The 12,720-nt window shown below is 72.1% G+C and carries 7 protein-coding genes and 4 pseudogenes; 6 read left to right on the forward strand and 5 right to left on the reverse strand.

Annotated features, from left to right (window positions below):
* Positions 1-54 precede the first annotated feature (54 nt).
* Positions 55-498, forward strand: a pseudogene (locus FB563_RS45535) (amino acid permease); the annotation flags it as partial.
* A 57-nt stretch (positions 499-555) separates the two neighbouring features.
* Positions 556-783, forward strand: a pseudogene (locus FB563_RS44235) (IS5/IS1182 family transposase); the annotation flags it as partial.
* A gap of 736 nt (positions 784-1,519) precedes the next feature.
* Here FB563_RS44235 and FB563_RS29900 read toward each other — a convergent pair.
* Genes FB563_RS29900 through FB563_RS29915 form a run of 4 tightly spaced genes read right to left on the reverse strand, consistent with a single transcriptional unit; the run spans position 1,520 to position 6,457 of the window.
* Positions 1,520-2,527, reverse strand: a complete 1,008-nt coding sequence (locus FB563_RS29900) for a Rieske (2Fe-2S) protein (protein WP_055706079.1) — start codon at positions 2,525-2,527, stop codon at positions 1,520-1,522.
* A complete protein-coding gene (locus tag FB563_RS29905) occupies positions 2,524-3,555 on the reverse strand; it encodes a phytoene/squalene synthase family protein (RefSeq protein ID WP_055706078.1) in 1,032 nt (343 codons plus the stop codon). The genes FB563_RS29900 and FB563_RS29905 overlap by 4 nt, the downstream gene beginning before the upstream one ends.
* Positions 3,552-5,261, reverse strand: a complete 1,710-nt coding sequence (locus FB563_RS29910; protein WP_055706077.1) for a phytoene desaturase — start codon at positions 5,259-5,261, stop codon at positions 3,552-3,554. The genes FB563_RS29905 and FB563_RS29910 overlap by 4 nt, the downstream gene beginning before the upstream one ends.
* Positions 5,258-6,457 carry a polyprenyl synthetase family protein gene (locus FB563_RS29915; RefSeq protein WP_234357739.1) on the reverse strand — a complete coding sequence of 400 codons (1,200 nt, stop codon included), beginning with the start codon at positions 6,455-6,457 and terminating at the stop codon, positions 5,258-5,260. Before FB563_RS29915 ends, FB563_RS29910 begins: the two co-directional genes overlap by 4 nt.
* Positions 6,458-6,948: 491 nt before the next feature.
* Between FB563_RS29915 and FB563_RS29920 the strand changes: the two genes are divergently transcribed.
* The 4 genes and pseudogenes from FB563_RS29920 to FB563_RS44240 form a co-directional block, all read left to right on the forward strand.
* The gene (locus FB563_RS29920; protein WP_079048755.1) at positions 6,949-8,232 is read left to right on the forward strand and encodes a lycopene cyclase family protein; all 1,284 of its coding nucleotides are present in this window, start codon (positions 6,949-6,951) and stop codon (positions 8,230-8,232) included.
* The gene (locus FB563_RS29925; protein WP_055706075.1) at positions 8,229-8,957 is read left to right on the forward strand and encodes a methyltransferase domain-containing protein; all 729 of its coding nucleotides are present in this window, start codon (positions 8,229-8,231) and stop codon (positions 8,955-8,957) included. Before FB563_RS29920 ends, FB563_RS29925 begins: the two co-directional genes overlap by 4 nt.
* Positions 8,954-10,507 (forward strand): FAD-dependent oxidoreductase, encoded by a 1,554-nt coding sequence (locus tag FB563_RS29930; protein WP_199832804.1) that lies wholly within the window; start codon positions 8,954-8,956, stop codon positions 10,505-10,507. The genes FB563_RS29925 and FB563_RS29930 overlap by 4 nt, the downstream gene beginning before the upstream one ends.
* A gap of 190 nt (positions 10,508-10,697) precedes the next feature.
* Positions 10,698-10,847: pseudogene (locus FB563_RS44240) on the forward strand (IS3-like element IS3502 family transposase); the annotation flags it as partial.
* Positions 10,848-11,192: 345 nt separating this feature from the next.
* Here the strand turns inward: FB563_RS44240 and FB563_RS29940 are convergent.
* Positions 11,193-12,445: pseudogene (locus FB563_RS29940) on the reverse strand (IS3 family transposase).
* Positions 12,446-12,720: the final 275 nt, after the last annotated feature.

Below are 12,720 nucleotides of genomic sequence, written 5' to 3' on the forward strand. Positions count from 1 at the left end.
TGATCGACCACACTGCGCCGCGTGAAGGATGCGAAAAGTAGTCCAGGTGGCGAGTTGCCGGGGCTGCCTGGACCTGCCGCGCAGTTGGCTGAATTGGACGAGGAACAGTTGCGCGTCCTCCGCGGGGTGGGTCGCGCCTGGCGTCAGGTGTCGGTGTCTCCCGCGGAATGGCGTCGGGCTCTGCCTGTCGACCCCGACCTGGGCACGTTCCCCCCGGCGGCACAGCTCCGGCCGGCCCGGTTCGGGCGCCTGGTCCCTCTCTCACCCTTGCGGTCGTCTTCGCCGGGCGAGCACATCGACACTGAAGAACCGCCCACCGGTCGGCTGGACCGTGTGAGGGCAGGGGTGCGGCGACTCGTACTGGGTGTGCCGCTGAGGAGCTCCGCCCTGGTGTCCGAGCGGATGCGCAAGCTCGTGGCGCTGCCCGTGCTGTCGGCGGACGCGCTGTCGTCGGTCGCCTGCGGTCCCGAAGCCCTGCTCGCGGTCCTCGTGCTCGCCCTCCAGGCCGCGTGACCGCACCTGACCTGCCCCACCGTGCATCAGACCCGCACCCGCCTCGGAATCGATGACGAAGTCGTCAACAGAAACCTGGATACCCGCGGATTCCATATCGTGAAAAGTCGCTGAGCGGACGAGCGGGCATGGGGTGGATCATGATGCACCGCCGCCCTGGGCCGCGACTATGAGCCTCTTACCACCGGCTCCGAAGCCATGACCCATATCACCTCGGTCGGCAACCTCGCCAAGCGCATAACGGACGAGACCGCTCCCACCCGGAGAGGCGCGGGTCCGCGCCGGACGTCCACGTCATTCGAGCCCCCGAACCTGTCGTGTCATCGCTCAACCGCTGGCACCCGGCCAGTTCCACGGGCAGTGCGCAAACCACCAATGCAGGACAAGGATGGCCATAGTGAGTAAAAGCAGGTAAGGGATTAGATGGGCCACTATCCCGGTAGTGGTGCCAAAGGGGCCCAGCCTCTCATGGCGGCGGGTGCGCAAACGGGCGGCGTGCTTTTGCGGGGTGCGGCCGCCTCCGTCAGGTGAGCGGTCATGTTCAGGCACATGACTATGTTCCGTCCGGAGCGCAGGAGATGCATCTGCAGCGCCCGCACCGCCTTGTGATGATTGCGCACTGTCGTCGGCGCCCGACGAGGATGATCTCAGTGTGGGTGGGTGGCGTGCTGACAGTGGTCGCTTGTCGGCGAGTGAGGACGGTTGCTGAGGCGCTCATACAGTCTCGGATGGTCAGTTTGCACCTGCGGCGGGTTTCGGCGACGGCGCACGGGTGAGAGCGCGGAGATCCGGCAGGCAGCCCCGCCGAACCCGTAACGGGGTGGTTCCGTGCAGAGCGTCACCGGGCGGCTCGCCGTTGGCTGCACCCCGGGGGTAGACGGGCGAATGTCTCCCGCTGTCTCCCGCGCGGTCGGGATCTGGCGGAGCCAATTGACGTCGGCGGCTCCGGTCGGCCATGCAGGGGTGCGTGTGTCACCCAGGCGAGCGTTTCAAAACCCGTCCCGGCTCAGCCCGGGAAGCGTCCCGTCGATCGCAGTTGCCAGCGTCGTTCGGCGTAGGCGAGGTCGTCCCGCCACAGCCTCCCGGCCGCGGCGCGCACCAGGGGACGCAGCAGTGGCGCACAGCGGCGGGCGGCGGCGAAGCCCGGACGGTGCGAAACGGCGATCACCGCCTCGATCACTGCGGTGCGGGGCCGGCCGGTCCCGTCCGCGTCGAGCGGCGTGGCATGGGTCTCCACGACGGAGCCCACACCCTCGCCGTTCGTGATGTGCATGACGACCGTGCGCGGTTCCGGCGCGGTGAACACGGCGCGGACCGGCACCACCAGCCGGCCCGCCACCTTGAAGGACACGTCCACGGTCAGGGCGTCCGGACCGTCGTCCGCCTCGCCGGCCGAGCCACTGGGTGCGTCGACCACCGTCAGGTCGACGAACGAGTAGGGGTGGAACCACGCCCCGTGCCACGGATCGAGCCGGTTGGCCACCACGTCCTCGGGCTCGCAGACGCCCACTGCGGTGTAGACCGCCGTCAAAGCCCGCGCGGGTGGGGGGCGCCGCGGTACGACCGGTGCATCGAGCGGTTCCTCGCCGCCCACCGTGTCCAGCCGCGTCCACACGAGCACCCCGTCGTCGTGCACCGGCAGCGGCGACCAGCCCGCGTGCGGGCTGCCGTCCAGAGCCAGTCCGTGCCAGTGGCACACCAGTGTGCCGCAGCGCACCGGGCTGTCCCCGAGCGGTGCCCCCAGGTGCGGGCAGATCCCTGGTCCGCCGACGAGGCGCCCGTCGGGCCCGCGCCACACCACGACCTCCTGCCCCGCGACCGTCCGTGCCAGCTTGGCGTCCCCCCGCAGGGCGCGGGAAGGACCGAGGACGTACCAGTTCCCGGACGGGCGGGCCTGCGCCCGCTTCAGCGCCCCGGCGATCAGCCCGGGGCGCGCCTGATCCCAGGTGGGCTGCTGACGCTCCCAGGGCACGGCGTGGCGGCGCAGCGACAGCGGCAGGCGACGGCGGTTCACGCGACCTCCTCCGCGCGGCGACCGCCCGCCGTCGGCGAGAGCGGCGCCTGATGCAGGGCGCGGGCGCGAATCTGCGGCCGGTGTCCGTGGCCGGACCGTGCGTGCAGCCGGGCCCTCATCACCCTGGCCAGCCCGTCGGCGGCGACCACCGCCCTGCGCCGCCGCTGCACCACCGACCGCCGGTGCAGCACGGCGTACCCGTCGCGGGCGACAGCGTCCAGGATGCCGCCGTACAGGACGGCCGCGGTGCGGATGCAGGGCCGCGCCACCGGTTCGAGCATGGCGACACCGGGCATGGCCGCCCGGTAGACGCCGCGGGTCAGCGCCTCGAACTCCCTGAGCGCGGCGGTGATCCGGCCATCGGGCCGGCGCGTCGCGCGGCTCCAGGCGAGCAGCTCCCGGTCCACGTCGTGCGCGGCGAGCAGGTCGGCGGGCAGGTAGACGCGCCCACGGTCGAGGTCCTCGCCGACGTCCCGCAGGAAGTTGCTCAGCTGGAAGGCGACACCGAGCGCCGCCGCGTACGGCGCGGCTTCCTCCCGCGGCACCACCGTGCCCAGCACAGGCAGCATCTGCAGCCCGATCACCGCGGCCGAGCCGTGCATGTAGGCGCTCAGGTCGGCGTAGGTGGGGTAGGCCGTCACCACCAGGTCGGAGCGCATCGCGGTCATGAAGTCCCGGAAGTGGGCGTGGTCGATGGCATAGCGGCGCGAGGTGTCGGCGAGGGCGTGCACCACGGGCTCGTCGCTGCGGCCCCGCCGCAGCCCCTGCTCGAGTTCCTTCTGCAACCGGGCCAGCGCCCGGGCCCGCACCTCCGTGGCGGTGCCGGGGGCGGGGGAGTCGACGATGTCGTCGGCCCAGCGGGCGAAGCCGTACAGGGCGTGCACGGCGGACCGGCGCTCGAGCGGCAGTAGCCGTGTGGCGAGGAAGTAGGTCCTGCCGTGGCGGGCGTTGAGGGCGCGGCAGTGGCGGTAGGCAGCACGCAGCGACGGATCGGTGATCCCCACCGCGTCCAGCTCTCGATCGGTCATCCTGTCCTGCCTTCGGTTGCGGGGGCCGCGGGGTCGGCCGGTGGGTCTCCCGGCAGCGGAGATTGCCGTGCGGCGGCTGGCGGGTTCGGCGAGGCGGTCGGCGACTCCTGTACGGCGGTGAGTCCGGTGCGGGGTGCCTCGTACGACGGTGGGGCGGTTGCCGGTGTCGGCCTGAGGGTGGGGGCGGCGGGCTTGGAGCGACGCGAGTTGGAGCCCCGGCGCCGGGGTCCGCCGGTGACGCGGGCCGCGGCCAGCTTCCCCGACAGCAGCACGGTCGGCACGCCGACGCCGGGCGTGGTGCCGCAGCCGGCAAGGACGGCGTTCTCTACGCCGCGCACCAGGTTGCGCGGCCGGAACGGCCCGGTCTGCGCGAAGGTGTGCGCCGCGGAGAAGGGGGTTCCGGCCGCGTGTCCCTGGGCGTGCCAGTCCGCCGGGGTGACCAGGCACTCCTCCTCGATGGCCGATTCGATGCCGTGCAGCCCGCGCCGCCCCAGTTCCCGCAGCAGCGAGTCCCGGTAGCGCGGGCCGAGGTCGCACCAGGCCGCCGCGTCCGGGCCGATGTCGGTGTTGGGGCAGGGCGCGAGGATGTAGTGCAGGTGGCGGCCCGGCGGTGCGAGGCCGGGATCGGTGGCGGTGGGGCGGGTGACGAGCAGCGACGGGTCGCTCATCAGCTGTCCGGCCCGGGTGAGTTCGTCGAACGTGGTGTGCCACGCCGCGCCGAACGAGATCGTGTGGTGGGCCAGGTGGGGCCAGGTGCGGTCCGTGCCGGCGTGGAGCACGACCGCGGAGGGCGAGAGGCGCAGCCCGAGCGGTCTGCGCGGCCGGCGGCCGAGCAGCCGGTAGGCGACGGGCAGGTCCGGGGTGAGGACGACCGCGTCGCAGGGGATGCGATCGGTGCCGGTGGCGACGGCCGTGATCCGGCCGCCCGAGCGCTCCAGGCGGGTCACCGGCTGCCCGAACCGCAGCTCGGCGCCTGCCTCGGTGGCTGCCTGCGCCATCGCCCGCGGGAGGGCGTGCATGCCGCCCCGTGGGAAGTACACCCCGGCGACGGTGTCCATGTAGGCGATGACCGCGTAGGCGGCCAGCGCCCGCGCTGGGGGCACCCCCGCGTACAGCGCCTGGAAGGAAAACACCCGGCGCAGCCGCTCGTCGCTCAGGAAACGGCCGATCCGTGCGTCCAGGCGGCCGAAGCCGCCCAGCGCCGCCAGCCGAGCCAGGTCGGCGTTGAGCAGGCCGAGCGGTGAGTCGAAGTTGGCGTCGATGAACCGGCGCACCTGGGCCCGGTACAGCCGCTGAAGCCACTCGCGCAGTCGACGGTAGCCGGCCGCCTCGGCCGCCCCGGCGAACCGTTCCACCTCCGCGGCCATCGCGTCCGCGCCGGTGTGGACGTCGAGGCTGCTGCCGTCCGCGAAACAGGCCCGGTACGCCGGGTGCAGAGGAAGCAGATCGACCCGCTCGTACAGGCTGTCCCCGACGGCGGCGAACGCCTCGTCGGCCAGGTCGGGCATGGTCAGCACGGTCGGCCCAGTGTCGATCCGGTAGCCGGCCAGGTCGAGGCGTCCGGCCCGGCCGCCGGGCGACTCGTCGCGCTCGACGACGGTGACCCGGCGTCCGGCGCCCAGCAGGTGCAAGGCCGCCGACAGCCCGGCAAGTCCGGCGCCGACGACCACCACGTGGTCCGTGGGACCGGGCAGGGTGCGGGTCACCGGCCACCTCCCGCGCTGCCACGGGCACGCGTCGCGTAACGACCGTGCTCGGGCGGCGGGGGTGCGGCGGCGTCCCTGCCCGGTCGCGCCCCGGCCGTCGCGAGCAGCAGATCGCGCAGCGGGCCGGCGCCCTCCGCCTCGAGCCGGGCGCCGTCGAAGTGCCGCAGCCCCTGCGCGGCGAGCCGGTCGATCTTGGCCTCCACGGTGGCACGCGCCCCGGTCGCGACCAGTACGTCCCGCACCTCCGCCAAGCCGCGCTCGGTCAGCTCCGCGTCACCGAGCCACCGGTCCAGCACGGCCGTAGCGGCGCCGTCGCCGGCGGCCTCGGCGCGTGCGCGGGCGACCGCGACCAAGTACGTCTGCTTGCCCTCACGGATGTCGCCGCCGCACGTCTTGCCGGTCTGGCGCGGGTTGCCGAAGACGTCGTCGAGGTCGTCGCGCAGCTGGAACGCCATGCCGACACAGCGCCCGGCGTCGCACAGCCGGCGCAGCGTCGCCTCGTCCGCGCCCGCCACGGCGGCTCCCAGCGCCAAAGGCCGCTCCACCGAGTACAAGGCGCTCTTCAGACGGGCGGCGCGCAGCACGCGGAGCGGTGACCGCGGAGCAGTGACCGTACCCTCCACGTCCAGGTACTGGCCCGCGACCATCTCCGTGCGCAGGTCGCTCCACAGCCGCCGCACCGCCACTTGAACCCGGGGCGCCAGCGGTGTCTCGGCCACCAGATCGTCGGCCCAGGCCAGTGCCAGGTCTCCGGCGAGGACTGCCGCCGCCTGACCGAACCGCCCGGCACGCTCCTGCCCCACCTGGCCGGCGTACTTCCCGGTCAGCTCCGCGTGCAGTGCGGGCCGGCCGCGCCGCAGCGCGGCCCGGTCCATCACGTCGTCGTGGACGAGCGCACACGTCTGGAGCAGCTCCAGGGCGCCTGCGATCCGCAGGGCAGCGGCCGCGGACGCCGGGTCCCCGCCGGCGCAGGCCCGCGAGGCCCACCACACCAGCTGCGCACGCGTGCGCTTGCCACCCTGGAGAGTGAAGCGCGTGACCCGTTCGGCCAGTTCCTCGGCGAACCGGGGATCCGCCAGCCGTGCGCGGCGCAGACGCTCCGCCAGCACATGGTCAAGCATCCGGCCGACGGCCCCCGGCACGTCTGCGTCCACCGCCCGCACGTCGGCGGGGCCGGGGGAAAGCAGCCCGCTCATCGCCGTCCACGCGCCGGTTCCGTCCTGTCCGTCGCCCGTGGGTGTATGCGGAAATGACGCCCCGGGCGCCGCCGCGACCGGCCGCGGCGGCGCGGTCGCGGCATGGTCCTTCGCATCGGTGGCACGCCTCACGGTTTCCTCCGTCGTTTCCGTGTTCGCCATTGCCGTCACCCGTCTGCTTCGGCGTGGACAGCACAGGCGGATGCGCGAACGCCGCACACGATGGCTGCGAAGCATCAGTGATCCGCCCCCTCCACCGTGCCGTGTCCGGCACTCGGCCGCTCGCCGCCGAGGAGGTGCCCTGCATCCGCCGGGGTACACACTCCGGAAGACCGGTGCAGGGCATCCGGCAGCGGACGCCCGGCCCCAGGCCGCCGACCTGGAGTCCGTCACCGCCCTGCGGTCCCCGCCGCCCTGGGCCGCATCCGTCTCCGGACCGCATCGGAAGGCAACCGAAGAAGAGCGGAAGACCACCGAAGAAGGGAGACGCCATGCCGGACACGGACGTGGCCGTCGTGGGCGCTGGCGCGGCCGGCCTGTCGCTGGCCCACCGACTCGCCGGGCGCGTTCCCGGCCTGCGGACGCCCTCCGTGGTCTTGGTGGACGCGCCGCCCGGCCCGCTGCGGTCGCCGCCGCGGACCTGGTGCTACTGGACGGCGGGACCGGGACGGTTCGATGAGGCGGTGTGCCACGAGTGGCGGCGACTGAGGGTGCGCCCGGGCACCGGCGCCCCGGTCGAGGGGGACATCTCACCGCTGCGGTACCGCATGGTCCGCTCCGAGGATTTCGAGCGCCTCGTATCCCGGGACCTGGCCCTCAGTCGGAACGTGCGGCGCCTGGAAGCGACCGTCGAAGCGGTGGAGGATGTGCCCGGTGGCGCTCACGTACACCTCAGGGACTCCGACGGCCGAGCGCGGATGCTGACGGCCCGCTGGGTGTTCGACTCCCGTCCCCTCGGCAGCCTGCCGGCCGCCCGTACCACCCTGCTGCAGCACTTCCACGGCTGGTTCGTGCGCACCGCCCGCCCGGCCTTCGACCCGGCCGCCGTGGAGCTGATGGACTTCCGTACCCCGCAGCCCGTCCACGGACTGTCGTTCGGCTACGTGCTGCCGACCGGACCGTGCGAGGCGCTCGTGGAGTACACCGAGTTCTCCCCGCGCACCCTCACTCCGGACGGGTACGAGGCTGCCGTACGGCACTACGCCGACGAGGTGCTGCGGCTCGGCGAACGTCAGGTCCTGGCCACTGAGACCGGAGTCATCCCGATGACCGACGCGCCGATCGCCCGGCAGACCGGAGCCTCGGTCTTCCGTATCGGCGCCGCCGGCGGCGCGACCCGGCCCGCCACCGGCTACACCTTCGCCGGGCTGCAGCGCCAGACCAGGGCCGTCGCCGACGCCCTGCGCCGCGGGCGTCGCCCGGTGCCGCCCGCCGCCCATCCGGCCCGCTTCCGCGCGATGGACGCCGTCCTGCTGCGCGCTCTGGACAGCGGCCGGGCCGACGGCCCGGAACTGTTCAGCCGCCTGTTCGCCTGCGTGCCCATGGCACGGCTGCTGCGCTTCCTCGACGGAGGCACCCGCCTGCACGAAGACTTTTCCATCGGGCTGAGTTCGCCCGTCGGACCGATGCTGCGCTCCGCTCTGGAGCTGCCCCTCCTGCCCCGCCGCCCCTTCGACCTGCCCCTGTCACCGCTTCCGCCGACACGTCCCGCCACCTCGCTACGTCACGCCCCGGACGCATCCGACCCGCACTTCCCCCCGACGGAGACCGCATGACGCTGCTGCGCGACGACCACCTTGCCGCCGCCTTCGACCACGCCTCCCGCAGCTACGACACCCTCGTGGCCGCCAACCCCGGCTACCACGCCCACCTGCGCCGCTCCGTGCGCCGGCTGGGTCTGCCCGGACAGGGGCAGGGGCTGCGCCTGCTGGACCTCGGCTGCGGCACCGGCGCCTCCACCGCCGCGCTGCGGTCCGTGCTGCCCGCCGCCCGCATCACCGCCGTGGACGCCTCGGCCGGCATGCTCCGGCGGGCCGCAGCCAAACCGTGGGCGGACGGGGTGACCTTCGTGCACGCCCCGGCCGAGCGGCTCTCCGACGCAGGGGTACGCGGCCCCTTCGACGCGGTGTTCGCGGCCTATCTCTTCCGCAACGTCACCGATCCGGACGCCGTACTCGCCGCCGCCCACGCCCAGTTGCGGCCGGGCGGCCGCATCGGCGTGCACGAGTACACCCTGCGCGGGCGGCGCGCCGACCGCGCGGTGTGGACCCTGGTCTGCCGAGGTGTCGTGCTGCCCGTCGCGACCCTGCTGGGGGACGGACCGCTGTACCGGCATCTGTGGCTCAGCGTCCTGGACTTCGACACCGCCGCGCGTTTCGCGCGGCGGCTCGACGCGGCCGGCTTCGACCACGTCCGCACCCTGCCGCTACCAGGCTGGCAGACGGGCATCACCCACACCTTCGTCGCCCGCCGGCCACACCACCACCGGGAGGACGCATGAGGACCGCGCACCAGGGCGCCGCCCGCCGGGGACGCGACCGGCGGGCACGGATCCTGCCCGCCAGGCCCGGAACCCTGCGGGTGCAGGGCACCCCGCCATCGGTGGCGGTGGTCGGCGCAGGCATCGCCGGCCTGGCCGCCGCCACCGCGCTCGCCGAGCGCGGGGCATCCGTCACCGTGTACGAGAAGCAGCCCTACCTGGGCGGCCGGGTCGGTGGATGGCCGACCCAACTGCGCGACGGCACCACCGTGACCATGAGCCGCGGCTTCCACGCCTTCTTCCGCCAGTACTACAACCTACGCGGACTGCTGCGCCGAACCGACCCCGCGCTGGAACGGCTGACCAGCCTGCCGGACTACCCGCTGCTGCACGTCGGCGGGGCCCGGGACGGCTTCCGGCACGTCCCCCGCACCCCTCCCCTCAGCGCACTGGGCTTCGCGCTACTCAGCCCCTCCTTCAGCCTGAAGGACCTGCCGTCACTCGACCTGGTCGCCGCGCTGCCCTTGTGCGACGTCCGTCTGCCTGACGTATACAGCCGGCTCGACGACGTCAGCGCCCACGACTTCCTGGACGCGGTGCGCTTCCCCGAACGGGCCCGCCACCTGGCCTTCGAGGTCTTCTCCCGCAGCTTCTTCGCCGCCCCGAGGCAACTGTCGGCGGCCGAGCTCGCAGTGATGTTCCACATCTACTTCCTCGGCTCCGCCGAGGGTCTGCTCTTCGACGTCCCCCGCGCCCCCTTCCCGACTGCCCTATGGGACCCACTCGCCGGCTACCTGCGGCGGCACGGCGCCCTCGTGCGCACCGGCATCCGCGTCGAACACATCGAACCCACACGCGACGGGCGCTACCAGATCAGCACCGATAAGGACGAGGCACGACACGACAGTGTCGTCCTCGCCCTGGACGCCGCCGGGCTACGCCACCTCGTCGACCGCTCCGCCCGGCTGGGTGATCCCACCTGGCGCAAGCAAATCGCACGGCTGCGCACCGCCCCGCCGTTCCTGGTCACCCGCCTGTGGCTGGACCGGCCGGTCGCGCCGGACCGGCCGGGCTTCCTCGGCACCGCCGGGTTCGACGCGTTGGACAACATCAGCGTCCTGGAACGCTGGGAAGACCAGGCGGCCCAGTGGGCCACGCGCACGGGAGGATCGGTCGTGGAACTGCATGCCTACGCGCTGCCGAGCACGGTCACCCGGGACGTCCAGGAAAAGCGCCTCATCGCCGACTTGCACCGCGTCTACCCCGAGACCCGTGCCGCAGGGATCGTCGACGCACGCCATGAATGGCGCCAGGACTGCCCCCTGTTCCCGGTGGGCGGCTACCTCGACCGGCCGTCCGTGCGCAGCCCTGACCCGCGTGTGGTGGTAGCCGGCGACCTGGTGCGCAGCGGTCTGCCCGTGGCGCTGATGGAACGCGCGGCGACGACCGGGTTCCTCGCCGCCAACGCCCTGCTGGAGCAGTGGGGCGTCCAGGGTCAGACGCTGTGGACGGTGCCGGATCGCGGCCGCAACGCCGTGCTACGGGGCCTGACGGCGTGGCTGAGCGGATGAGGACAGGGCACCGAGGGCGCGGCATCTCCAGGCACGTCGTGCAGCGCGGAGCTGTCGGTGACATCGTCTTCGACGGCCAATGCCGCGGTGAGCAGCGAGCCGGCCGCGGGGGCGCCGGGCGGAGGTGCCGGCGGGGCCGCCGACGCCGTTGGAGGCGGAGAACACGGCTCTGCGGAAGAAGGTCCGTGAGCTGGAGGAAGAGCGCGAGATCCTGCGGAAGGCGGCGAAGTATTTCGCCGGGGAAGACGCGCTGGTGAACCGCTTCCAGTTCGTTGCCGACCACCACCGCCGCTACGGCGTGAAGCGGCTGTGCACCATCGTGGGCATCGCCCGCTCCAGCCCTGGCCGCACCCGGAAGCCCGGCGGCCAGCCGGGTCGCGCATCTGGGATGCGACCGGCAGCCCGATTGCGCGTTTGTGAATCACGGAGGTGTCTGTGCACATGGCGCACGGGCATCGGACGGTTGCACCGCTGGGAGAACGATGCACCGGGCGGGGCGGTCCCGCAGGATCCGCACAATCCGCGGAATGCGCAGGCGCCGTCGGGGAATGGGCCCGCCGCGCCGCCCGTCCGGGTGGTTATCCTGCGGCCCATCCTGTTGCCGGCCGGCTGCTGCAGGCCAACCCCGCACCGCCAAGGTGGCCGGGGCAATGGCATCTGAACCGTTCCGGGTTTGATCGAGACTCTAGGTTGTGACTGTGACCTGGGGTTTCGTGGTTTCGAGGTAGTAGTTGGTCTCGCATTCGGCGGGTGGGATGTGCCCGATCTCACCGTGCAGTCGGCGATGGCAGTACCAGTCGACCCATTCGGCAGTGGCCAGCTCGACCTCGGAGAGTGTCTTCCAGGGCCGGCGGGGCTTGATCAACTCAGTTTTGAACAGGCCGATCGTTGACTCCATCAGGGCATTGTCGTAGACGTCGCCGACCGATCCGATCGACGCGGCGATGCCTGCCCGGTCGAGATGCTCGGCGAGCGCGAACGATGTGTATTGCGACCCGGCATCGGAGTGATGTATCAACTCGCCTTTCTGATAAGGACGTTGATCTCGGCCGCGTTGCCAGAGGGCCATCTCGAGGGCGTCCAGGACGAGCCGGGTCTCCTTTGAAGTGGCGGCGGACCAGCCGACGATGCGGCGGGAGAAGGTGTCCACGACGAAGGCAACGTAGACGACGCCGGCGAACGTGACGACGTGGGTGAAGTCGGCGACCCAGCAGCGGTTCGGGGCTGGGGCGACGAAGTCGCGGTCCACGAGGTCAGGAGCCCGTTCCGCGCTCGCATCGGGGATCGTGGTGATCACCTACCTTCCGCGGACCGCTCCGGTAATGCTGAGCTCGCGCATGAGGCGCTCGACGGTGCAGCGGGCCACCGCGACATCCTGGCGGTTCAGGTGCCGCCAGATCTTCCTCGCGCCGTAGACACGGTAGTTGGCTTCGTACACCTCTGTGATGAGGATCTTCAGCTCAGCGTCGCGAAGAGTGCGGGCCGCGGGCGTGGCCTGGCGTTTGTGGTGGGCGTAGTAGGTGCACGGGGCGATCTTGCAGTCGTGGTCGGTGAGGACCCGGCAGATCGGCTCGACGCCGCCGAAGCGGTCCTTGTGCTCGTCGATGAACGCCATGAGCGTGTGTGTGGCCGGTCGAGCTCGGCCGCGAAGAAAGACGCCGCGGCTTTGAGGATCTCGTTGGCCCGCTTCAGCTCGGCGTTCTCCTTCTTCAGCCGCTTCAGTTCAGCGGACTCCTCCGTCGTGGTGCCCGGCCTGGCGCCGGCGTCGATCTGGTCCTGCCGTACCCACTTGCGCAGGGTCTCGGTCGTGCCGATGCCCAGCTTCTGGGCGACCGCTTTCATCGCGGCCCACTCGGTGTCGTACTCCGGCCGCACCTCGGCGACCATCCGCACCGCACGACGGCGCAGCTCAAGCGGGTACTGGGAAGGACGTGCCATGACTCGATCCTCTCAAACGATCGAGTCCCTACCGAACCCGGAACGGTTCATCTCCTGGTAGCCGGATAGCATCAGCGTGTCCCTATGTCGGGGCAGCAGGCTCATCAACTTGCGGGTTAATCGGCGCATGTGTGGGTCGAGGGTGTTCTCTGCGTCGCGAGGACCTGGCCCAGGGCGGGCCATTTGATCGCGTCGAACTCGGCTTCGTCCGGTCGAGCCTGGCCACCGTGCGCCTGGCCTTGCTGAAGAACGACGTCACGATTCGCCCCGCCAGG

The organism is Streptomyces puniciscabiei (assembly GCF_006715785.1).
Taxonomy (GTDB): Bacteria; Actinomycetota; Actinomycetes; order Streptomycetales; family Streptomycetaceae; genus Streptomyces; species Streptomyces puniciscabiei.

Coding starts and splice junctions, on each gene's coding strand:
- FB563_RS29905 (WP_055706078.1), bottom strand. CDS start 3,555: ATGACCGATCGAGAGCTGGACGCGGTGGGGATCACCGATCCGTCGCTG.
- FB563_RS29915 (WP_234357739.1), bottom strand. CDS start 6,457: ATGAGCGGGCTGCTTTCCCCCGGCCCCGCCGACGTGCGGGCGGTGGAC.
- FB563_RS29920 (WP_079048755.1), top strand. CDS start 6,949: ATGCCGGACACGGACGTGGCCGTCGTGGGCGCTGGCGCGGCCGGCCTG.
- FB563_RS29925 (WP_055706075.1), top strand. CDS start 8,229: ATGACGCTGCTGCGCGACGACCACCTTGCCGCCGCCTTCGACCACGCC.
- FB563_RS29930 (WP_199832804.1), top strand. CDS start 8,954: ATGAGGACCGCGCACCAGGGCGCCGCCCGCCGGGGACGCGACCGGCGG.